Below are 22,707 nucleotides of genomic sequence, written 5' to 3' on the forward strand. Positions count from 1 at the left end.
TCTAACGTTGCGCCCCCCAGATCAACCACCTGCATTGCGCCCACTAACCAACTCTTGCGCCCCCATAACCCACCACGGGCCCCGGCCCGTTGGGGTGGCCGGGGCCCGCCCCCGCACCACAGCATGGCCAGGGCGACGGTGGTGGCTTCTGCGAGCGAAGGACTGGGATCAGGGCCGCATGTCCGGATGGAGAGCTCGGGCGCACAGCGTGAGCGCTTCCGCGAGTGTCGTGCGGTCCGGGTCGTCGATCTCGGCGAGCATGACGGCTTCGATGCTGTCGAGGGAGCGGTCGCATCGCCGGAGGGTGCTCAGGCCTTTCGGGGTAAGGCGGGTGCGCAGAGCGCGGCCGCCACGGGGATGCGGGTCACGGCGGATCAGGCCGCGTTGTTCGAGATCGCGGATGACCAGGTTCATCGCCTGCGGGGTGACGAAGGCGATGCGGGCCAGGTCGGCCGAGGACGGGGCGTCGCGCAGGCGCAGCTCGCTGAGCGCCATGTATTCGGTGGTCGTCATGCCGTGCCGGGCGAGCGCTTCATCCAGGCAGGCGCGGATGCGGCGTTCCAGCCGGAACACCAGGTAGCTCACACGGGGCGGCGGTGCGTCCGGCGCAGCGGCCGCGGGGACACCCGGATCGGTCACCAGGAGACGATATCGCGCCCCGTCAGAACGGGCTCCAATGTAAGTTTCCCACACCCATATCAAGGGTCTTGATAGCAAGTTACTTGATAACCAGGGAAAACGGCTTTCTGCCAGGTGAACTGGCGGGCAGGCGCACCAAGCGTGCATTGACGGCGGATCGTGGTCCTTCTATTTTCCAGCGACCGACGTCAATACGCGGCGGACCGATCCGCGGCGCGCCGCGGATATGGAGAGGAGGAGCGCGAATGAGACGATTGACCACGGTGCTGGCTAGTGCCTGCGCCGCGGCGCTCTTTGCCGTCATGACCGTGGTACTCGGATCGCCGGCCGTCGCCGCCACCCTGGTGGAGGTGACCAGCTTCGGCAACAACCCGAGCAACATGCGGATGCACGTCTATGTGCCGGACTCGCACCCGGCCTCGCCGGCGATCGTGGTTGCGATGCATGGCTGCGGCGGCTCCGGTCCCGGCTTCTACCAGGGCAGTGAGTTCGCCTCGCTGGCGGATCGATACGGCTTCATCGTCATCTACCCGACCGCCACCCAGTCGGCAGGGTTCGGCAACTGCTTCGACACCTGGTCGGACGCGGCCAAGCGGCGCGGCGGCGGCAGCGATCCGGTCTCGATCGCCTCAATGATCGACTATGTCGAGCGGAACTATCAGGGAGACCCGAACCGGGTCTACGCCACTGGAAGCTCGTCCGGCGGCATGATGACCCAGCACATGCTCGCCGTCTACCCGGACATGTTCAAGGCAGGGGCCTCCTTCATGGGTGTGCCCTTCAACTGCTTCGCCGGCGCCTCCGACTATCCACCCGGAAGCAGCAGGTGCACCGGCGGGAGCATGGACCGAACCCCCCAGCAGTGGGGCGATGCGGTCCGCCAGGCGTACCCGGGATATTCCGGCCCCCGCCCGCGCATGCAGCTGTGGCACGGCACCAGCGACACCCTCGTGCCCTACTCGCTGCTGCGAGAGTCGATCGAGCAGTGGACCAATGTGTTCGGGCTGAGCCAGACCCCGACCAGCACCGACACCCCGCAGGCAAACTGGACCCGCAGCCGGTACGCCAATCCGTCCGGCACCGTGCAGGTGGAGGCGTACAGCATCCAGGGCGCCGGGCATGCTCTTCCGCAGAGCGGTATGGCCCTCTACGCCATCGAGTTCTTCGGCTTGACCACCAGTCCGACCGACACCACGCCGCCGAGCACGCCGGGCACCCCGATCGCGTCCAACGTGACCGCCTCCAGTGCCACACTGACCTGGACCGCGTCCACCGACCAGGGCGGCTCCGGCTTGGCCGGCTACAACGTCTACCGGGAGCAGGGCGCCACCGACCCGCAGCTTGGCCAGTCCACCACCACCTCGATCACCTTGACCGGGCTGAGTGCCAACACCCAATACCAGGTGTACGTACGGGCGCGTGACGGCGCGGGCAACCTGTCGGGCAACTCCGCGCCGGCCACCTTCACCACGGCCGCCACCGGAGGCGACACCACGCCGCCGACCGCCCCGGCCGGGCTCACCGCCTCGGGCACCACCACAACCGGCACCAGCCTGACCTGGACGGCCTCCACTGACGACACCGGTGTGACCGGCTATGAGATCCTGCGCGCTCCGGGCGCGATGGGCGGCACGTTCACCCAGATCGGCACCTCGGCCACGACCTCGTTCACCGACACGGGCCTGACTGCGAACACCGCCTACCGCTACCAGGTGCGGGCGCGCGATGCCGCTGGCAACGTCTCACCGGTCTCCAACACCGTCCAGATCACCACACAGGGAGGCACGACCGGTGCCTGCTCGGCCACCCCGACCGTGCAGTCCCAGTGGGGCAACGGGTATGTGATCCAGCCGCTGACCGTCACCAACACCAGCACCTCGACGATCACCAGCTGGACCGTCACCTTCACCCTGCCGGCCGGGCACACCCTGACCGGCTCGTGGAACGCCACCGTCACCACCAGCGGCCAGACCGTCACGGTCAGAAGTGTCAGCCACAACGGCACGCTCGCGCCGGGAGCCAGCACCACCAGTTTCGGCTTCCAAGCGAGCAGGCCCAACGGCAACACCGCCCTGCCGTCCGGCTACACCTGCGCCTGACCATCAGCGCGCTTCCCTGATCACGGCCCCGTCATTGACAGGTGGGACCGGGCCGTGATCAAGGAATCCGCGCCGGCGGGAGAACCGGCTGCGTACCGCCCCTCCGCCTGTGCCTGACCCAGCGCCAGGCCAGCAGGCCCTCACCGTCCGCCCTCGTCGTGCGGCGGCTCATCAGGGACCGGGCGGGCGAGCTGGTCAGCTGATGGCGCAGGTGTTGACCACGTCTGCGCCTGCCGAAAATTACGTGCGCCCAGGTCATGCCCCTGCTATGGCTACGTGTGGCATGCACGGGTTCCGGCGGGCAGGAGCAAGGCGGTTGCGGCATGATGATCGGCCGTGCTCCTTCGCCTGGCCTACCTGATCGTCACGAACGCGTTCGCCGCACTGCGGTTGCTACACGTGAGCGATCGGGACAAGAACACGGATGGAATTTTCGGCAGGCGCAGAGGCGGCGGGGCGCGCCGCCACCACCGCCCGCTGGCCCATCCACGATGAGCTCGTACGCGGCAACCCCACCCGCATCGAACGCCCGTAAACGTCGACTCAGGACCTGACCACGCAGGAGCGGACACGCCGACGACGGGAGTCCACCTCCCTTCGCCTACCGCCGGGTGGTTGACCATTCAGCGCGGTGTGTCCGCCGTGATGGTTGTAGCAGTGGCGGTCGTCGATCCAAGGTGCGCAGCCCCGATCGAGTTCACGCCCGGCTGTCCGGCCTGACGCAGACCCACGACGCGATCCCGTCCCACCCGCCCCTCTTGACCAATTCTGTTGACCGACGTATGTACATTCCTATGCACATACTTTAGTCAAGCAGGTCCCACTGCCCTCAATGAGCACATCAGCCCGCCTCTGCTCGATGAGTTGGCGGGTGGTGGCGTTGATCGACTGGACGAACGCCAGGCAGATAACGCGTTTCGCCTCGGACCATGAATAGCGCGTCACCACGTTCAGCCGTTCACTGACGCCTTCTCCGAAGAAGGGTGTCAGCTCGATGACTCTCTGACCATGTGTGAATAGTGGAGTGAAAAGCCCCGATGTCTCACTCACCGGTTCCCCCCAGCACCTCCACCTCCGGATCGATGTCACGCCCGTCCCGCCGGGCCGTCCTGGCGGGTGGCGGTGCCGTTCTCGCCGCCGTGCTCGCCCCGGCCTCACCGGCGAGGGCCGGCGTAGCGGGGGACGCCGGTAAGACATCCGTCGCCTCCGGCACCGACTTCGGCGTCGCGCCCTCGCCCGACGGCCGCCTGCTCGCCCTCGACCTGCTCGGTGTTCTGTGGGTCTGCTCCGCCTCCGGGGGCACCGCCCGCAGGCTCACCAGCGATCTGTACGACGTCGCCCAGCCCGACTGGTCCCCGGACGGATCCACCATCGTGTTCCAGTCGTACCGCGACGGGGTCTTCAACCTGTGGACGATCCGGCCCGACGGGTCCGCGATCACGCAGTTGACCACCGGCCCGTTCGATCATCGAGAGCCCCGCTACAGCCCGGACGGGCGCACCATCGCCTACTCCTCCGATGCGGGGGGCAGCTACGGGATCCACCTGCTCGACGTCGCCACCGGAGCGAGCCGCGTCCTGACCGACAGCTCCGCCGAGGAGTACGAGCCGGCCTGGTCACCCGACGGGAGGAAGGTCGCGTTCGTCGTCGCCGACACCAGGATCGACGTCATCGAGGTCGCCACCGGCACGCGCAGCACCGCGGTCACGGTGCCCACAGGTCAGGTCATCCACCAGCCGTCCTGGCTGCCGAACGGCACCGACCTCGCCTACCACCTCTTCCACTCGGGCGCCAATGATTTGGCCGGCACGGCGGGCGCCCTCGTCACCGGCGAGGAGGTGTTCCCGTTCCGCGCCCGGTTCGCCCCGGACGGACGCTATTTCTACACCTCCGCAGGCACCATCAAGGTCCGCCGCCTCAACTCCGCGTCCGTCGGCACCATCGGCTTCACCGCCGCGCTGACGACGACGACGCCGAAGTACAAGAAGAGGGTCCGCGTATTCGACGAGCCCGGGTCGTTCCCCGTCGTCGGAATCGGCAGCCCGGCCGTGTCCCCGGACGGGTCCGCCGTCGCCTTCCGCGCGCTCAACGACATCTATCTGATGCGCGTCGGTGGCACGCCGGAACCGCTTTTCCGTGACCGCTGGTGGAAAGCCGACCCGGATTTCTCCCCGGACGGGCGGCAACTGGCGTTCGTCACCGACCGTACCGGCACCCTCAATATCTGGGTCCGCGACCTGAGCACCGGCGCCGACCGGCAGGTGACCCATCTGACCGACTCCGCCGCCCTGTCGGTCCGGTGGTCGCCCGACGGGAGGGAGATCGCCTACCTGGACCAGGACGGCGCCCTGTGGGTCGTGGAAGTCGCCACCGGCGACATCCAGAAGGTCTTCGACGCCACCTTCGAACCAGGCCGCCCGACCTGGTCACCCGACGGCAGAACCCTTGCGCTGGCCGCGGTGGTGCCGTACTCACGACGCTACCGTGAGGGACTGTCCAAAATCCTGCTCGTCGACCGGGCCACCGGTGCCGGCACGTACATCGACCCCGCGCCGCACCGATCCCTGCAGACGCGTGGTGACGACGGCCCCGTCTGGTCCCCTGACGGCACCATGCTCGCCTTCGCCATGGAATCGCTCCTGTGGGTCCTGCCCGTCGACAAGACCGGACGGCCCACCGGCAGCGCCCGTCAGGTCACCCGGGAGGTCACCGACGCCCCCGTTTGGGCAGGCGACTCGGCCACCCTCCTCTACCTGAACGAGGGACGTCTCAAGAGTGTGCGCCTCGACGGCAAGCCCGCCCGGTCGATTCCGATGCGGCTGACCTGGCGCAACGACACCGGCCCCGATCAGGTCGTCATTCACGCCGGCCGCATGTGGGACGGCGTCTCCAACAGCGTCGTCCGTGACGTCGACATCATCGTACGAGGCCAGCGCATCACCGCGATCGAGCCGCACCGGGACGGAAGGCCCGGCACCCGGATCGACGCCCGCGACAGGTTCGTCATGCCCGGCCTGATCGACATCCACCATCACCGTGAAATGCAGGGCTACGCGTACGGATCGCGGCAGGGTCCGCTGTGGCTCGCCCTGGGCGTCACCACGACGCGCTCACCTGGCTCACCTGCGTACCACATGGTCGAGGAGCGCGAGTCGGTGCAGTCCGGTTCCCGGCTCGCACCGCGCTACCTGGGCACCGGCGAGGCCATCGACGGGGCGCGCATCTACTACAACTTCATGCGCCCGACGTACTCCCACGACCAATTGCGGCTCGAACTGCAGCGGGCCGCCGCCCTCGACTACGACATGATGAAGTGCTACGTGCGGCTGCCGGTCGCCTGGCACAGGGAGGTCATCGACTGGGCCCACCGCCAGGGCAAGCCGGTCAGCTCGCATTACCACTATCCGGCGATCGCCATGGGCGGCGACCAGACCGAGCACGTCGGCGCCACCAACCGGTTCGGCTACTCACGCACCGTCACGAATGTCGGCTCCGCCTACTCGGACGTCATCTCCATGTTCAACGCCTCGAAGATGGCCAGAACCCCCACCCTGTTCAACTCCTCGACCCTCTACAGGGACGACACCTCGCTGGTCACCGACGAACGAGTCCGCCGGCTCTACCCGAACTGGCGGATGGCCGCGCTGCGGGCGACGGTCACCACGGCCCAGACCGCCGACCCGACGGCGGTCCAGGTGATCAGGACGAACCTCGCCAACCAGGTCGCGCAGCTCGTGGCGATGATCCGCGGCGGCGGCGTGGTCACCGCCGGCACCGACGCACCGATCGATCACCTCGGGATCAGCCTGCACATGAACCTGCGCGCCATGGTCAAGTACGGCCTGACCCCGCGCGAAACGCTCACCGCCGCGACCAGCACGTCCGGGGCCTACCTCGGCCTCCCGCTGGGCAGGATCGCCAAGGGCATGTACGCCGACCTGGCCATCATCGACGGCGACCCGCTGTCCCGCATCGAGGACGCCGCCAACGTCACCGCCGTCGTCGTCGGCGGGAGACACCACACCGTCGAGCAGCTCCTCGCGCCTTACCCGTCCTCCACCACCACCGGCCAGGCGACACCCGCGGCCTCCGCGCCTGCCGGCAAGGTCAAGGAGCGCGTCCCCGTCCACCAGAGCACGGCGAGCCACTGGTGGAACGACCCCGCCCAGCTCGAGGGAGCCCGAACTGCCTGCTGCGACGATCACTGAGCACGAGTTCTCGTGTAACAGGGGTGCGAACGTCGACCGGATGAACGGCCTGGCCAAGCTCGTTCGACGCGGTCTCCTGGGCGGCCTCGTCCATCGCGCTGACCTCGGTGGACGCACTCGCCCAGGTCAAGCACGGACATCGCGATCCTCGGCAGTCCCACGCTCACCGGTAGCTTGTTACGCGCGAACCTGATGGTCAATCCGATCATCCTGGGCGTCCCTCCGTACTACCGCCCGCAGGGCTGAGGGGGGCGGCGAGCGTTGACCGCGGACAGGAGGATGAGATGATCGAGCTGGACGTCCAGGTGGGTGCGGGCCGCACGCTGCACGTCTACGACACCGCTTCGAAGGGAAGCGGGCGGCTGCCTGTTCTGTGGCATCACGGTACGCCCAACGTGGGGGCGCCTCCGGAGCCGCTCTTCGCCGCGGCCGACAGGCTGGGGTTGCGCTGGGTGTCCTTCGACCGGCCGGGCTACGGTGGCTCCAGCGTCGCACCGGGGCGCACCACCGCGTCGGTCGCCGCTGACGCGGCAACCGTCGCGGACGCGCTCGGCATCGATCGGTTCGCCGTCGCGGGGTACTCCGGCGGCGGGTCTTATGCTCTGGGATGCGCGGCGGTTCTGGGTGATCGCGTTCAGGGGGTGCTGAGTCTGGCCGGCATCGCCCCGTACGGCGCGGCCGGGCTGGACTGGTTCGCCGGGATGGTCCCGTCCGGCGTGGCCGCGCTGGGGACGGCGGCGGCGGGCCGCGAAGTCAGGGCGGCGCTGCAGGCGTCGGGCTTCGCCTACGATTGCCAGTTCACCGCGGCCGATCTGGCCTTGTTCGAGGGGCCGTGGGGGTGGCTGGGAAAGGTCGGCGAACCGGCTCTCGCCGCCGGCCCGTACGGCCAGATCGACGACGACGTCTCCTACACCCTCGCGTGGGGCTGTGATCCCGGCACCATCAGCGCCCCCGTCCTGCTCCTGCACGGCACCGCGGACCGGATCATCCCCGCCACTCACGGGTCATGGCTGGCGGCCCATTGCCCGACCGCCGAGCTGCGGCTCTGCGCGGGCGACAGCCACTTCACCATTGTCAACCACGCCGAAGAGGGCCTGGAGTGGCTTCACCGGCAGATCTGACATCTCGGACCGCGCGGAGCCGGATCGTGGTCAGCGGCGGCATCAGCCGCCGCATGACCTTGGCGTGTGCCCGCTTGAGCCCTCCCGGAGCCGCCCGGCCGGCCCTCGCCACGGTGGTGCGCGCCCCCGCGGCCGGCCGGCTGACTCAACTGAACAGCGACAGGTCTATGGAGTCGGCCAGGGCCCGGTAACCCGCATCGTTGCCGTGCAGATGGTCACCGGCGTGGAAGTCCGCCCTGATCCGGCTGGGGCGGTCCGGGTCGCGCCAGACGGCGTCGAAGTCCAGCACGGCGTCGAAGGCGCCGCCGGTGCGGATCCATTCGTTGACCGTCTGGCGTGCGCTCTCGCCCGCCGGCGTGTAGATCTCCGCACCCTCGTAGGGCGGGATCGTGGTGGCGTAGACCCTCACGCCGCGTTCGCGCGCCCGGGCGATCAGCTGCCGGTAGCCCGCGATGACGTCGTCCGTCGTCACCGGCGCGCCAGGGAACATCTTCAGGAAATCCGCCAGCGGACCGTCCTGTGGGGCGAAGGAGATGCCGAGGTCATTGCCGCCCACGGAGAGCACCACGTAGCCGAGGCCGGGCGTCGCCAGCACGTCACGGTCGAAGCGGGCCAGAGCGGCGACACCGATGCCGTCGTTGAGCAGCCGGTTGCCGCTGATTCCCTGGTTGGAGACGTAGCCGGCGGCCACGCCCCGCTCGGCGAGACGCTCGGCCAGCAGCTCCGGCCAGCTGTGGTTGGTGTCCGGGGTCGAGCCGGCGCCGTCGGCGCGGGAGTCGCCCACCACGACGATGGCCTTGGCCGGGGCGTCGGTGAGCAGCTCGACGGCGGAGATCAGGGCCCGCACCGGCAGAACCTCGGCGTTCTCCGGCAGGGTCGGGGCGGCGACGGCGTCGCCCGGGATCGTCCAGCCGGTCTCCAGGGCGGGGTCGTGGCAGGTGCAGGTCTCCACGCGCCCCGGCAGGTACAGGCTGATGGACAGCTTGGCGAGGGCGGGCAGGGGCAGGTCGACCGGATCGCTGAGGATCGGCGCCCCCGCCGGGACGGTGACGGCCGACGCGCCGGAGAAGGTCAGCACGCGCTCGCTGCCCGGCCGCACCCCGCCGCCGGGCACCGCGAGGCCCACCTGTGCCGCGCCGATGGTGAAGGGCGCGGTCCCGAACTCGTTGGTGAAGCGGATGCGCACCCGGCGCCCGCCGCCGCTGATGCGCACCACCTGGCGCAGGGTCACGTCGGCGAGGGGCGGGTGGTCGTCGAGCGAGCCGAGCCCGTCGTGGGCCGCCTGGGGCGAGGCGCCCCAGCTCCGGACCCAGCTGCCGGCGTCGTTCGTCGTGGTCATCTGTTGCCTCCGTGGTTCGTGATGGTGGTACGGCATGCCGAAGACTGGGGCGGGTCTCTGACATGGGGCAAACACGGCGCTGACACGGCGGCCCTGCTTTGGGGTCTTGCGGGGGAGCACGCGAAGATTGGGGAATGGACGGGGTTGCACGGCTTCGCGTCACGCTGCTCGGCGCGTTTCAGGTGTCTCGCGGTGACACCGTCCTGCCCGTGCCGGGCGCGCGGTTGCAGGGCCTGCTCGTACGGCTGGCGCTCGCCGGTGGCCGGCGGGTCGAGCCGGGCGTGCTGGTCGACGCGATCTGGGCCGAGGAGCCGCCGTCCGGCCCCGCCCCCGCCCTGCAGACCCTCGTCTCCCGGCTGCGCCGCGCCCTCACCCCGGCCGACGCGGCCCGTGGCGTGGTCGTGCAGGTCGCGGGCGGCTACCGGCTGGCGGTGGACGCGGCCGACGTGGACGCGCTCCGCTTCGAACAGCTCACCGCTGCCGGCCGGGAGAGGCTGCGGGCAGGTGACCCGGAGGCCGCGGGCGCCGCGCTCGCCGAGGCCGTGGCGTTGTGGGGCGACCATCCTGGCGCCGAACCCGCGGTCATCGCCGCGGTCGCGCCCACGGTCGCGACACGGCTGGCACATGTGTCGATCGAGGCGGTCGCCGACCTCGCCGACGCCGAGTTGTCGCTGGGGCGGGCCGAGGTGGCCGCTGCCCGGCTGACCGGGTTGCTGGCCGAGCACACGGTTCACGAGCGGGCGGCCGCGCTGCTGATGGACGCGCTCGCCGCTCAGGGGCGTCAGGCCGAGGCGCTGGCCGTCTACGAGCGGACCCGCCAGACCCTGGCCGACGTCCTCGGCGCCGACCCGGGCACCGCCCTGCGGGAACGCCACCTGCGCCTGCTGCGCCCCGACCGGCCCATCCAGGCGCCAGAAGCCTCGTCTGGAGGCGCTCCGGCCAGGAGCTCTGCGGGCGCGAACGCCGAAGGCGGGAGCCCTGCAGTTGTAACCGGGTTGCAGGCGGCCACCGAACCCGACCCGATCCGGCCGACCGACCTGCCCGCGCCGCTGACCAGCTTCATCGGCCGCGACGACGATCTCACCCGCATCGGCGCCCTGTTCACCACCGGACGCCTGGTCACCGTCCTCGGCCCCGGCGGCGCCGGGAAGACCCGGCTCGCGCTGGAGGCCGCCCGCCGCCACCGCCACGAATACCGCGACGGCGCCTGGCTCATCGACCTCGCGTCCGTCACCGAGCCGGCGAAGATCGCCACGGCCGTGCTCGCCGGGACCGGGCTGCGGGGCGGCGCGATGCTCGACGCCCGCAAGCGAGTCGAGGGTAACGAGCTGGACGTCCTCGCCGGCGAGCTCGGCGGCCGGGAGAGCCTGCTGCTGGTCGACAACTGCGAGCACCTGATCGACGCCGTGGCCCACCTGGTCGCGGCGCTACTCCCCCGCTGCCCCGGACTGCGCGTGCTAGCCACCAGCCGCGAACCCCTCGCGGTCGATGGCGAGGCGCTCGTGCCACTGGCCCCGCTCGCGCTCCCCGACCCGGACGACAGCGTCGAACAGGCCCGAAGGGCGGCCTCGGTGCGCCTGTTCACCGAGCGGGCCGCCGCCGTGCGACCCGGTTTCGACGTCGACGAGATCACGCTGCCCGACATCATGCGCGTGGTGCACGGCCTGGACGGCATGCCGCTGGCCCTCGAGCTGGCCGCCGCCCGGTTGCGGACGCTGTCCCTGCCCGACCTGGCCGACGGGCTCTCCGACCGGTTCCGGCTGCTCACCACCGGCAGCCGTACCGCACCACCCCGGCATCGCACCCTGCGCGCGGTGATCGCCTGGAGCTGGGAGCTGCTCAACGAGCACGAACGCACCGTCGCGGAACGGATCTCCATCCTGGCCGGCGGCGTCACACCCGCCTCGGCCACCGCCGTCTGCGCCGGCACCGCCGTACCCACCGCCGAAATCCCCGAACTGCTCGCCACCCTCGTCGACCGGTCACTGCTGCAGCTCGTGCCCGGCACCGGCCGCTACCGGATGCTCGAAACCATCCGCGAGTACGGCGCCGGCCGCCTGACCGACACCGGCGACCTCGGCACGGCCCGTGACCTGGCCGCCGCACACTTCACCGAGCTGATGGCCCGCCACGACCCTCAGCTGCGCGGGGCCGGCCAGCTGACAGCCATGAAGGTCATCGGCGCCGAGTACGACAACACGCTCGCCGCCCTGCGTCACCTGTGCGCCACCCGCGACTCCCCCGGCGCGACCGCCCTCGCCCTGACCCTGACCTGGTACTGGCAGATGTTCGGCCGCCACCTCGACGCCGCCTACTGGCTGGGTGAGGCCCTGGCGGTGCCCGGCGGCGGGCCGACTCCCGATCGCGACTGCGCGCGAGCCGTCTACCTGCTCAACCGGGCGGACATCCTGTCGGGGATCACCGCCGGGGAAGCCGCGGACGACCGGGCGGAGATGCGCGAGCTGGCCGACCGGCTGCTCGCGCATCCGGAGCTGCCGAGCCACTACCGCGTGTTCGGCCCGATCCTGCTCTTCCTGCAGGAGGAGCAGGCCGCGCTCGCGACCTTCCAGCGCCTGGCCGACGGCGACGACGTGTGGCTGTCCGGGCTGGCCAACATGTTCCAGGCCGAGATCGCCGAGAACGCGGGCGCGCTCGACCGGAAGCGTGTCCACGTGAAGGCGGCCCTGGCCCGCTTCCGGCAGGCCGGCGACCGCTGGGGCCAGGGCGCCACGCTGGCGATGCGCGCCCAGCTGCGACGGTACGACGACCTCGACGGCGCGCTGGCCGACCTGCGCGAGGCCCGGACACTGGCGGGCGAGTTCGGCTCACTCAGCCTCGGCGACCAGCTCTACAGCGACCTGCGCTGGATCGACGTGCACCTGCGGCGCGGCGACACCGACCGGGCGATGGCGGTGATCGACTCCGCCCGGGAGCGTGCGCTGCACGCGTCCTCGGCGGAGATGCTGGTCCTGGTCGACGCGCGGGAGGCCGGATTGCGGGTGCGGCTCGGCGACCTGGACAGGGCGGGCGACCTGCTCGACGACGCCGAACGGGGTCTGCTCGGCGACACCGCGTTCCCCGCGGGCCACGCCCGGACGCTGGTCGGCTGCGCACGGGCCGCGCTCTGCCTGGCGCTGGGTGACCTGCCCGGCGCGGACAAGGCGCTGCGGGAGGCGTACGCGGCCGCGCTGGCAACCCGGGAACTGCCGATCCTGTCGCAGGTGACGGTGAACACGGCCGCGCTCGCCGAGACGTGCGGGCGGCGGCACGAGTCGGCCGTGCTGCTCGGGGTCGCCGCCCGGCTGCGGGGCGCGCACGACCACACCGATCCGCAGGTCCGCGAGCTCATCCGCCGGGGTCAGGCCGCGCTGGGTGGGGAAGAGTTCGCCGCGGCGTACGCGAAAGGCTGGGAGCTGGACGCGAAGACGGCCGTGACCGCGGCCGACCCGGACGGCGAGGCGGCGCATGGGAATCTTCGGGACCTTCCAGTATGAGCGCCCATGTCTAGCAATTTTGAACCGCCCGATTTAGCATCGGCACTACCCGAACAGACGCATCTGCCAACACACGAGAAGCAGGACCGCGCTCCGGCCACTGTGGTCGGCAATCCGATGATTCTCCGAGCAAAGGTAGGTATGGCACAGGTCGCGGTAGTCGGTGGTGGACCGATTGGGCTCATGCTCGCGTGCGAGGTGGTGGTGCTCGGTGAGCGTCAGTACCGCGGAGCCGGGCCAAGGTGTCGGCTCGTCGTTTCCGATCACATCGCCAGGGTGGCGTCCGGCTCGAACGGGGAAGTGCAATGAGTACATCCGAGCAGGAAATGACCGCGACGCCGACCTTCCCCATGGAGCGGACCTGCCCGTTCGCACCGCCGGACGAGTATCAGCGGATGCGTGCCACCGCGCCGGTCGTCCGAGCCGCCCTGCCCAACGGCGCACCGGTCTGGGCGGTCACCCGCCACGCCGAGGCGCGGCAGATCCTCAGTGACCCGAGGATCAGCTCGAACACCGGACGCCCTGAACGGCCTCGCGGGCCCGACGACGATCGTCCCGACGACGGCTTCTTCGTCGACATGGATCCACCGGAACACAGCCGGTTCCGGCGGTTGCTGATCTCGGAGCTCGGTGCCCGTCCGATGGACGCCATGCGTCCGGCCCTCCAGCGGATCGCCGATACGGCGATCGACGAGTTGCTGGAGTCCGGGGCGCCCGCTGACCTCGTCGGTTTGTACGCGCGCCGCGTTCCGTCGCGAGTCCTCTGCGAGTTGTTCGGCATCCCGGTCGGCGACCACGAGTTCTTCGAGTCGCGGCTGCGGATGCTGTCGGTAACGAGTATGGATCCGAGTGTGGCGGCCCAGGCGTCCAGGGACGTTCGCGGTTATTTGCAAGAACTTATCGGCAGCGCAGAGCGTGAACCGCACAACGGAATGATCCGGCGGCTGGCCGCCAGACACCTGCCCACCGGTGAGCTGACCACGGACGAGCTGATCAACATCGGTTTTCTCCTGCTGCTCGCGGGTTACGACTCGCCTGCGAACACGATCTCGCTAGGCGTACTCACGCTGCTGCGGCACCCGGCGCAGCTTGCCGCGTTGCGCGACGACCCGGGCCTGCTGCCGGGTGCGATCGAGGAGCTGCTGCGCTTCCACTCGGTGCAGGACTGGGTCAGCTTCGACCGGATCGCGACCGACGACATGGATATCGGCTCCGCGCGGATCCGCGCCGGTGATCGCCTGACGGTGCTGGCCGCATCCGCCAATCGTGACGAGCGGGCGTTCGAGGACCCCGACGAGTTCGACATCCGCCGGTCCGCCCACCACCACGTCGCCTTCGGCTACGGGGTACACCAGTGCATCGGCCGTAACCTCGCCCGCGCCGAGCTGCAGATCGCCTTCGGCACGCTGCTGACCCGGATACCGACGCTGCACCTGGCGACGGGGTTCGAGGAGTTGTCCTTCGCCGACGATGCCCCGTTCTTCGGGCTGCACGCGATGCCTGTCGCCTGGTAGTGCCGCCTATGCGCCGGCGACGTACGCGTCCTCGGCCGCATAGGGAAACCAGACGTCGGGGCCGTGGCGATCGACGAGATCGGGGAAGACGTCCTGCCAGCCTCCGCCGCCCGCCTCGGCCTCGGACACGGCGCGGGCGGCCCATTCGATGTCCTGGCGCAGCGCGTCGTCGTAGGAGACGGCAGGGCGGTATCCGAGCTCGGCACGGGCTCTGTCCATACTGAACACGATCGGCTCCGGCACATTCCACGGATGGAAACCCAGGCCGTCCGGACGCGACGGGCCCGCGAAGGTGACGATCTCCGCCTCGTGGCCCATGACAGCGAAGATCCTGGCGCCGATCTCGGCGACGGTCAGCGGGTCATCGGCGATGTTGAGGACCCGGGCCGCCGGGTGCTGCCCGCACAGATAGATCAGCTCGGCGACGTTCGCGACCGCCGTGGTGGGGAACCGGCTCCGCCCGTCCTGGGCGAGTACGACGTGCGGCCGCTTGTCCAGCGCCCGCTTGATGAACGACCAGTGATCCAGCGATTTGCCGTACGGGCCGTGCAGCACGCCTGTCCGCAGAATGCTGACCGGTAGGCCGGGCGTCGCCAGCAGGCAGCGCTCCAGCGCCGCCTTCCCCGCCGGATAGTCGTGGGTGTCGCGCTCGACCGTCGGCCACGTCTCCGGGATCGGCACCGGCAGGCCGGGAGCCTCGTAGACCGCTCCCGACGAGATGACCACCAGCGAGCCGACGCGGCCGGCCAACTGGGCGAGCTGCGCACCGTGGTGTGGGGTGAACGCGACCGTGTCCAGGACCAGATCGTGGCCGTCGAGGGCTTTGAGCAGCGCCTCGGTGTCGGCGCGGTCGACCTGGACCGACACCACCCCGTCCGGCTCCGCGTCGTCCGGACGGAGTCGGCGGTGCCCAAGGGTCACCGCATACCCGGCCGCGGCGAGCCGGGCGGCCGTGGCCCGGCCGATCTGCCCCGTGCCTCCGATGATGAAAGCGCTTCGATCTTGAACCGTCACGAGCCGATATTAACCCGCCACAAAGGAAACCGCCCGGCGGGTGGTGGCCGCCGGGCGGTATCTCAGCGCTGGACCGTCAGTCGCTCGCGAGCGCCGCGTGGACGGATGAGACCGCGCTCGCACCGTCGCCCACGGCGGTGGCCACTCGTTTCGTCGAGCCTGAGCGGAGGTCGCCGACCGCGAAGACCCGGGATGCGCTCGTCTGGAACGGCAGGGGCGTACCGGACGATCCGGCAGGCAGCCGGCTGTCCGTGAGGATGAAGCCGTCGTCGTCCTTGGCCACGCCGCTCAGCCAGCCCGACACCGGGTCAGCGCCGATGAAGCAGAACAGCCCGCGGCAAGCCAGCCGCTCCCGGCGTCCACCGGACTTCTCGACGACGATCGACGCGAGAGTGTCGTCGCCCACCAGTTCGCGGACCGTGCTGCCGGCGTGGACCTTGATCCGGGAATGCGCCCGGATGCGGTCGGCCAGGTAGGACGACATCCGAGCCCCGAGATCGGCACCGCGAATGATCAGATCCACCGTGGCGCCGCGGGCGGCAAGGGACAGGGCTGCCTGTCCGGCCGAGTTGGCGCCCCCGATGACCGTCACCGGCTGATTCTCGTACTCCCGGACGTCCAGGTCGGTCGCCGCGTACCGGATGCAGCCCGACTTCTCGAACGTCGCCCATTGCGGGATGCCGAGGCTCCGGTAGTGCGCCCCGGTGGCGGCGATCACCGCACGGCACTCGATGCGCGAGCCGTCCTCCAGCAGGACGGCCGGCCGTCGATCATCGGAGAGATCGAGGCCCGCCGCCGCACAGGGCGAGTAGATCCGCACACCGAACTTGAGCGCCTGGACCATCGCCAGCCGGGTGAGATCCGCGCCGCTGACCCCGTGCGGGAAGCCCAGGTAGTTCTCGATCCTGGCGCTCTTGGCGGCCTGGCCGCCGAGTCCGCTTCGATCCAGCAATACGGTGACAAGGCCCTCGGACGCCCCGTACACGGCGGCGGCCAGCCCCGCCGGGCCCGCGCCCACCACGACGAGATCAACGGGACGTCCGTCGGCCCGGTAGGTGAGGCCGAGCACCTCCGCGAGCGTTCCCGGCGTCGCGCGTCGCAGCACCGAACCGCCGGCGATCGCCGCCGGAAGTTCGTCCTCTGCGAGCTCGGCCGACGTCATCAGCGAGCGCCCGGAGTCCGAGGTCGCATCGAGCCAGGAATGCGGCAGGAGCAGCTGCGTCACGTAGGTGCGCAGCGCGAGTGTCTCGGCGGCGTCCGGCCGGCCGACGATCTCCAGGGCGTTGCCGGCCACCGAGCGGATGAACTCGCGCCGTTCCCGGAACGCCTCAAGCAACAGGTCGGCGATGTCGACCTGCTCGGCGAGGACCCGGCGCAACATCGCCGCACCGATCCGGACGAGTGTCCCGGCGGTCACCACTCGAGCGGTCAGGTAGACGTACTGCCCGGTCAGGAGATTGAGCTCGCCGAGGTGGTCGCCGGGGCCACCGTGGTAGATCAGACGTTCCGGCTCGATCGCCGTCGCGTTCCGGACGATGTCCACGCTCGCCGTCAGGAGCAGGAAGAAGTCGTAGGAGTCGTCGCCGGACGCGTACAGAACCTGGCCGACCTTGACGTGCTCCACCTCGCCGTACTCGGCGAGCCGGCGGGACTGCTCGTCGTCCAGGACCGGCCCGCGCTGCGCCGCACCGTCGCTCACGTGGTTCCTCCGTGTGGTCGCGCTGCCCTCGCCGGGACGGCATGGGCCCTTGTGGACAGGGGTCTCATTCCGGCGCCGGTGGTGACCGCGGCTGATCCGGCCGGCAGTGTTCGGCGGGTGGTCGTCATGTACGTGGCTCCCTTCCCGGCAGGTTCGATCGCGGGTCAGCGTAGGGCCGGGCACTTCACGAGTACTGCATGAAAGATCCACGGACAGTTCCGTCGTCGTCAAGTTGACCGATCTAGCCTGGCACCGTCGTAAGGTCGGCATGGAAACGGGGCGGCTGGTCGGAATGAGTACGAGAAGAAGTCCACAGCAAATGAAGCGGGGTTTGGCGGCCCACGTCATTTCCTATGTCGTGGCCAATCTGGCCCAGGTCGTGGTGTGGAGGCTCTTCACCCCGAAACACTTCTTCTGGCCTTTGTACTCGCTGGGCGTCTGGGGCGTCGGACTGGCGTGGCACATCTGGGCGGTCTGCTCGCCGTCCCGCCGGATCCGGCACAGCCCGTCCCAGCGGGATTGACGCGATGTCGTTCTTCCTTGAGTTCGTACGCGATCCTCTGACGGTCGGCGCGGTCGCGCCGAGCAGCCCGGCACTGGCCAGGGTGGCCACCGCGGCCGTGCCCGGAACCGGCTCCCCGGTCGTCGTGGAGCTCGGCCCGGGTACCGGCTCGTTCACCGAGGCCATCCAGCGGCGCCTCGCCGGACGCGGCCGGCACATAGCCGTCGAGCTGAATCCACGATTCGCGCAGCAGCTGGCCGCCCTCTATCCGGCGGTCGACGTCGTACGTGCGGACGCGACCGACCTCGTCACGGAGCTGGCGCAGCGCGGGCTGCACCAGGCCGATGTCGTGGTCAGCGGCCTTCCTTGGGCGGCGTTCACCGAGGACCATCAACGCGACGTGTTGTCCGCGGTGGTGGAAAGCCTGTCGCCGCACGGCGCGTTCACCACGTTTGCCTACGTACATGCTCGATGGGCGCCACCGGCCCGGCGCCTGCTGCGCTCCATGCAGTCGCGATTCGAGGAGGTGGTCATCAGCCGGACGGTGTGGGCCAATCTCCCGCCTGCTCTGGTCTACTACTGCCGTCGCCCTTTACGCGAGGCCGGCGATCGAGGTTGACCTGACCTCACCCCGCCGCTGAACCCGATCAGCGGCCGGGCGTCCCTTCTGCCGGCCGCTGATCGGGTTCAGCAGCGGGCCGGCAGCCCACAGGTGATGGCTGAGGCGCTCGGCGACATGCTCGTCGTCCTGGGCGGTGGGCTCCAGTGCGTCCGCGACGCGCAGATGCAGCCGAGGCGCGTGCCGCTGTGGCATCGTCCTGACGACCGACTCCCGGACCAGGTCGTGCGGGAAGCGGAACGAGAACGGGTCGCCGGGAAAGGGCTCGAGCAGGCCGAGGTCCTGCAACGGCTCGAGACGGTCGAGACAGGTCTGCACGTCAAACCCGGCGGCGCGCGCGAGCAGAGCGAGCTCGACGTCCCGGCCGATGAGAGCAGCGATCCGCAACACCTCTCGGGCAGAGTCGTCAAGTCCGGCCATCCGGTCCTTCACGACATCCCGCACAGTGAACGGGATTCCGGCCCGCGCCGCGGCATCCTCGGTGAGCTCACCGCTGTCGGCAAGGAACCGGGACAGCTCCCGTACGAAGAACGGATTACCGGCAGTACGGGCATGGATGCCGCGAGCGACGCCGGCCCCGGGCGTCCGGCCGGTCTCGTGGCGGACGAGTTCCGCCACCTCGGCCGGTCCGAGCGGGCCGAGCCGGACCCGGCGATGACGAGGCAGCCGGCTCGCCGCGGCGAGCATCCGCGCCAGCTCCGAGCCCGGCATCGGCGCGCGGTCGCGGAGCGCGCCGATGACCACCGTGCCGCTCGGAAGCCGAGCCGCCAGGTGCCCGAACAACTGCAGCGAGGCGACGTCGGCCCACTGGAGGTCATCGACGACAAACACCACCGGCCGCAGCGCCGATACCTGGCCGACGAGGGCGACAGCCTGCTCGATCAGGCGGAACCGGGCTCCGCTGTCCGGCGGCGGCTCCACGAGCCGGCCGAGCTCGCCTGACCGCCACTCCTCCCGCGCCGCGGCGGGCAACTCCTCAAGGACCGCGCCGACGGCCTGCACCCACAGCCACATCGACGGCGCGCCGTCTCCCTCGAGACAGCGCCCCCACACGACCAGCGCGCCGCGCCGGCCCTCCTCGGCGCTGATCTCCTCCAGCAGGCGGGTCTTGCCCACTCCCGGCTCACCCTCGACGAGGACGAGCGCCGTGCCTCCGGCACGTGCCGATTCCACCGCCTGCCGCAGCACCGCGAGCTCCTCCACCCTGCCGACCAGACCGCCGGTGGGCCGCTCCCCGAGGGTGGGGGCCGGCCGCTGCTCGGTGTGCGTCTCCTCGGCACGGCCGACGAGCGCGGGCTTCGGCGCGGTAGCCGGCCGTGTGATGCTCGCCGTCCTCGCGTGCGCGTCGTACCCGCCGGCCGAGGTCAGGGGCTGACGCAGCACCCGCTGGTACGCCTCCAGCAGCGCCGGGCCGGGACCGATGCCGAGCTCTTCGGCGAGCCGGGCGCGAACCGTCCGGAAGACCTTCAGCGCCTCTGACTGGTGACCGGCGGCGCCCAGGACGGCGACGAGCCCGGCTTGCACGGTTTCGTGCAACGGAGCCATCCCGGCGGCCAGGTACAAGGGCTGGAGCACACGCGCGGGCCGGCCCCGCGACACTGCGAGCTCGGCCGCCGCCGCGCACGCGTCGAAGAACTCACCGTCCAGTGCGGCGAAGATCGACATCGCGGTCGATCCGTGGAAGAGCCCATCACCCGCAGGCCCCTGCCAGCACACAAGCGCACGTACGTAAGAGTCGAGCGCCGCATCGGGGCGCTGCTCCGCGACGCTGACTCTGGCCGCCTCGACGAACTCCCGGAAGGCGAGGAGGTCCAGCATGTCGGCGCCGCCCGCGAACAGGTAACCGTTGGCGCGGCGCTCCAGGTACGTGCCGTTCGTGCGAGCCGGCAACGCCGGTTCGAGTAACCGCCGGAGCGAGCCCACGTACTTCTGGAGAATGTTGACGGCCGAGGCCGGGACGTCATCACCCCAGATCAGATCGATCAACTCGCTCGTGCTGATCGGCTTGCCCGCGCGTGCGAGGAGCAGCGCGAGCAGGTGGGCCAGGACCAGCTCGCGGGCGCGCCGCAGCCACACGCCGTACGCCAGCCGGATGCGGGCCAGCTCGAACGGGAACGCCGCGCCCGCGGGGTGGGCGACCGCGGCGGCGAACAGCGCACCGGCCTCCTCCTGCGGCGCGGTGATCGCCAGCGCCCCTGCGGTGAGCAGCGCCAGACGTGGGGAGAGCGCCGGCAGGCCCGCGTCCCGGGCGGCTTCGGCGTGCGCACGGGCGGCGGCGTGCCGGCCCGTGTGCGTGGCGGCCTCGACCAGGTCGAGCAGGGTACGGGTGGCCTGCTGCGAGTACCGGGTGAACCCGCCCGGGGCGGTGATCCCGGCAGCGTAGGCGTACGCGGTCTCGTACTCACCCTCGCTGAGCGCGGCGGCGGCGCCGATCGCCTCCGCGTACTCGGTCAGGAACCCCACCCCGCGCGGCCGCCCCCAGGCGTCCACGGCCGCCTGCAGCTCGCGGGCCCGGGCCAGGTCGCCTCGGTACGCCGCCAGCAGCCCGAGGAATGCCCGGAACGCCTGGGCGAACAGCCGGTACCCGTGCTCGGTGGTGAGGTCCAGGCCGCGGCGGCCGGTCTGCTCGGCCTCCGCCCACGCACCGGTGGCGATCTGATCGAGCATCACCACCTGGAGCAGGGTCATCACGCTGGTGACCGCGCCGGACTCCGCCTCCCGGTCGACCATGCGCCGCAGCAACGCCCGATGTTCGCCCAGCACTCCCAGGTAGAACGCGGAGACCATCAGCCGCATCGCATGCCACGGCGCGACGGCGGCCGGCCCGGCGAGCGCCTCGGCGATCCGCTCCGGCACACCGTGGCCGCGGTTCACGACGTCACCCCACGCGTCCCGCACGATCGCCGTCGACGGGCTGACCCCGCCACCGAACCGGTCGAAAAGCGCGTCGGTGCGCGCCCAGCGGACCGGGTCGACGGCGAACTGGCTGATCGCCAGCAGCAGGCTCAGCGCACGTTCGGTCAGCCGGGCGTCGTCGATCCCGGACTCGAGCAGTGCCGAGATCCGCCGGTGATTCGCGGCGACATCACCGTCGCGGTACAGCGCCACGAATCCGGCGGTGATCACCGCCGCCGGGCCGTCCACCGCGGCGTCCTCGGCGAGGCCCTGCGCCGCGTCGAGCAAGCCGGCCTGCCCGGCGACGAACGCCGCGTCGGCCAGCAGCCGGGACCGGTCGGCGGAGCGGCGGCTCAGTTCCGCGGCACGGGTCAGCCAGGTGATCGCGATCGCGGCGCCGCCGCGCCTGGTCGCCGAGACAGCCGCCACTTCGAGGGCCGCCGCGACGTCGTCGTCCGGGTCGACGGTGGCGGCGGCCAGGTGCACGGCCCGCCGTTCCGGGCTGTCGCGGTGCAGCCGGGCAAGGTCGGCGTGGGCGGCGCGGCGCTCGTTCGGCGTCGCGGCCTGGACGACGGCCGACCGCACGAGAGGATGCCGGAACACCGGCTCCCCGCCGGCCGGGTCCGGGGCCAGCAGGCCCGCCTCGACCGCCCGGCCGACGCCGCGCATCCGGTACCGGACCGCACCGACTCTGCGGGCCGATCCGGCACCCGCGCCGTCCAGCGCCGCCCGCAGCAGCTCGCCGCGCTCCTGCTTGGGCAGCTCGCGCAGCCGCCCGCCGTAGACCTGCTCCAGCCGCCGCGACAGCGTCATCGTGCCGGAGTCCAGCAACGTGGATCGGGGCAATTCGAGCAGCGCCAGCGGATTCCCAGCCGCGGTCCGCAAGATCAGATTCCGGCGGTACGGGTCGAGCCCGGCTTGCCGCAGGTCGAGCAACTCTGCGGCGGCGTGCTCGGTCAGCGGCTCCAGGACCAGCTCCGGCAGCCCGGCCCCGTCGAACGGTGACGGCACCTCCGCGCGCACCGCGATCGCCACGCGCACCGCGGTACCCGCGAGGCGCCGCGCGGTGAACGCGAGCACCTGCGCGCTCGGCGCGTCCAGCCATTGCCCGTCATCGACGACCAGCAGCAGCGGCGTGGCCGCCGACACGAGCGTGAGCAGGTCCAGTACGGCGATGCCGAGCGCCATCACCTGCGGCGCGGCACCGGTGGTCCCGGTGAAGGCCGCGTCGATCGCCGCCCGGTGCCCGGGATCCAAGCCGGCCGAGTCCGGCAGCAGCGGGGAGATCAGCTGATGCAGCCCGGCGTACGCCAGGTCCCGCTCCGCCTCCGCCCCGGCGCCGCGCACCACTCGGAACCCGGCAGCCGCCGCTGCCAACCCGTCCAGCAACGCCGTCTTGCCGAGGCCGGCCTCACCCCAGAGCACCAGGACCGGGCCGGCCTCGTCGCCCAGCAGCGCCACGAGCCGCGATCGTTCCTCGTCCCGTCCGACGAGCTCACCGTGGCGCACGCACGAACCCTATCCGGACGTCGGCAACCGGGTCGTCGAGGTGCCTGTACCGTGC

The 22,707-nt window shown here is 70.9% G+C and carries 12 protein-coding genes; 7 read left to right on the top strand and 5 right to left on the bottom strand.

What is annotated here, in order from left to right; translation table 11 throughout:
- Nucleotides 1–168 precede the first annotated feature (168 nt).
- Nucleotides 169–639 carry a MarR family transcriptional regulator gene (locus ABZX61_RS62320; protein WP_349449740.1) on the bottom strand — a complete coding sequence of 157 codons (471 nt, stop codon included), beginning with the start codon at nt 637–639 and terminating at the stop codon, nt 169–171.
- Nucleotides 640–884: 245 nt separating this feature from the next.
- Between ABZX61_RS62320 and ABZX61_RS62325 the strand changes: the two genes are divergently transcribed.
- The 3 genes from ABZX61_RS62325 to ABZX61_RS62335 all read left to right on the top strand — a co-directional run bounded on the left by ABZX61_RS62325 (nt 885) and on the right by ABZX61_RS62335 (nt 8,067).
- A complete protein-coding gene (locus ABZX61_RS62325; protein WP_355211858.1) occupies nt 885–2,738 on the top strand; it encodes a PHB depolymerase family esterase in 1,854 nt (617 codons plus the stop codon).
- 1,082 nt (nt 2,739–3,820) lie between these two features.
- Nucleotides 3,821–6,946, top strand: coding sequence for an amidohydrolase family protein (locus tag ABZX61_RS62330; RefSeq protein WP_355211861.1), 3,126 nt, complete (start codon nt 3,821–3,823; stop codon nt 6,944–6,946).
- Between the two features lie 284 nt (nt 6,947–7,230).
- Nucleotides 7,231–8,067, top strand: coding sequence for an alpha/beta hydrolase (locus ABZX61_RS62335; RefSeq protein ID WP_355211863.1), 837 nt, complete (start codon nt 7,231–7,233; stop codon nt 8,065–8,067).
- A 145-nt stretch (nt 8,068–8,212) separates the two neighbouring features.
- Here the strand turns inward: ABZX61_RS62335 and ABZX61_RS62340 are convergent, their stop codons facing one another.
- Nucleotides 8,213–9,406, bottom strand: a complete 1,194-nt coding sequence (locus ABZX61_RS62340; protein WP_355211866.1) for an SGNH/GDSL hydrolase family protein — start codon at nt 9,404–9,406, stop codon at nt 8,213–8,215.
- A gap of 134 nt (nt 9,407–9,540) precedes the next feature.
- Between ABZX61_RS62340 and ABZX61_RS62345 the strand changes: the two genes are divergently transcribed.
- A complete protein-coding gene (locus ABZX61_RS62345; RefSeq protein WP_355211869.1) occupies nt 9,541–12,900 on the top strand; it encodes a BTAD domain-containing putative transcriptional regulator in 3,360 nt (1,119 codons plus the stop codon).
- 326 nt (nt 12,901–13,226) lie between these two features.
- Nucleotides 13,227–14,414 (top strand): cytochrome P450, encoded by a 1,188-nt coding sequence (locus ABZX61_RS62350; protein WP_355211872.1) that lies wholly within the window; start codon nt 13,227–13,229, stop codon nt 14,412–14,414.
- A 6-nt stretch (nt 14,415–14,420) separates the two neighbouring features.
- On the opposite strand, the gene ABZX61_RS62355 is transcribed toward ABZX61_RS62350, so the two are convergent.
- Both ABZX61_RS62355 and ABZX61_RS62360 read right to left on the bottom strand, forming a co-directional pair.
- Nucleotides 14,421–15,428, bottom strand: a complete 1,008-nt coding sequence (locus tag ABZX61_RS62355) for an NAD-dependent epimerase/dehydratase family protein (RefSeq protein WP_355211874.1) — start codon at nt 15,426–15,428, stop codon at nt 14,421–14,423.
- A gap of 76 nt (nt 15,429–15,504) precedes the next feature.
- Complete coding sequence (locus tag ABZX61_RS62360) at nt 15,505–17,127, bottom strand: FAD-dependent oxidoreductase (RefSeq protein WP_355211876.1); 1,623 nt, start codon at nt 17,125–17,127, stop codon at nt 15,505–15,507.
- A 319-nt stretch (nt 17,128–17,446) separates the two neighbouring features.
- Here ABZX61_RS62360 and ABZX61_RS62365 point away from each other — a divergent pair, with 319 nt between their 5' ends.
- Together ABZX61_RS62365 and ABZX61_RS62370 are read left to right on the top strand one after the other, a co-directional pair.
- A complete protein-coding gene (locus tag ABZX61_RS62365; RefSeq protein ID WP_350734196.1) occupies nt 17,447–17,650 on the top strand; it encodes a 2TM domain-containing protein in 204 nt (67 codons plus the stop codon).
- A gap of 4 nt (nt 17,651–17,654) precedes the next feature.
- The gene (locus ABZX61_RS62370) at nt 17,655–18,248 is read left to right on the top strand and encodes a methyltransferase domain-containing protein (RefSeq protein WP_355211879.1); all 594 of its coding nucleotides are present in this window, start codon (nt 17,655–17,657) and stop codon (nt 18,246–18,248) included.
- Here ABZX61_RS62370 and ABZX61_RS62375 read toward each other — a convergent pair.
- Nucleotides 18,222–22,652, bottom strand: coding sequence for an AAA family ATPase (locus ABZX61_RS62375; protein ID WP_355211882.1), 4,431 nt, complete (start codon nt 22,650–22,652; stop codon nt 18,222–18,224). The two genes, ABZX61_RS62370 and ABZX61_RS62375, sit on opposite strands and share 27 nt — an antisense overlap.
- Between the last annotated feature and the right edge of the window lie 55 nt (nt 22,653–22,707).

It is taken from the genome of Nonomuraea sp. NPDC003709 (assembly GCF_040610775.1).
GTDB classification, from domain to species: domain Bacteria; phylum Actinomycetota; class Actinomycetes; order Streptosporangiales; family Streptosporangiaceae; genus Nonomuraea; species Nonomuraea angiospora_A.

Coding starts and splice junctions, on each gene's coding strand:
- ABZX61_RS62325 (WP_355211858.1), top strand. CDS start 885: ATGAGACGATTGACCACGGTGCTGGCTAGTGCCTGCGCCGCGGCGCTC.
- ABZX61_RS62330 (WP_355211861.1), top strand. CDS start 3,821: ATGTCACGCCCGTCCCGCCGGGCCGTCCTGGCGGGTGGCGGTGCCGTT.
- ABZX61_RS62335 (WP_355211863.1), top strand. CDS start 7,231: ATGATCGAGCTGGACGTCCAGGTGGGTGCGGGCCGCACGCTGCACGTC.
- ABZX61_RS62340 (WP_355211866.1), bottom strand. CDS start 9,406: ATGACCACGACGAACGACGCCGGCAGCTGGGTCCGGAGCTGGGGCGCC.
- ABZX61_RS62345 (WP_355211869.1), top strand. CDS start 9,541: ATGGACGGGGTTGCACGGCTTCGCGTCACGCTGCTCGGCGCGTTTCAG.
- ABZX61_RS62350 (WP_355211872.1), top strand. CDS start 13,227: ATGACCGCGACGCCGACCTTCCCCATGGAGCGGACCTGCCCGTTCGCA.
- ABZX61_RS62365 (WP_350734196.1), top strand. CDS start 17,447: ATGAAGCGGGGTTTGGCGGCCCACGTCATTTCCTATGTCGTGGCCAAT.
- ABZX61_RS62370 (WP_355211879.1), top strand. CDS start 17,655: ATGTCGTTCTTCCTTGAGTTCGTACGCGATCCTCTGACGGTCGGCGCG.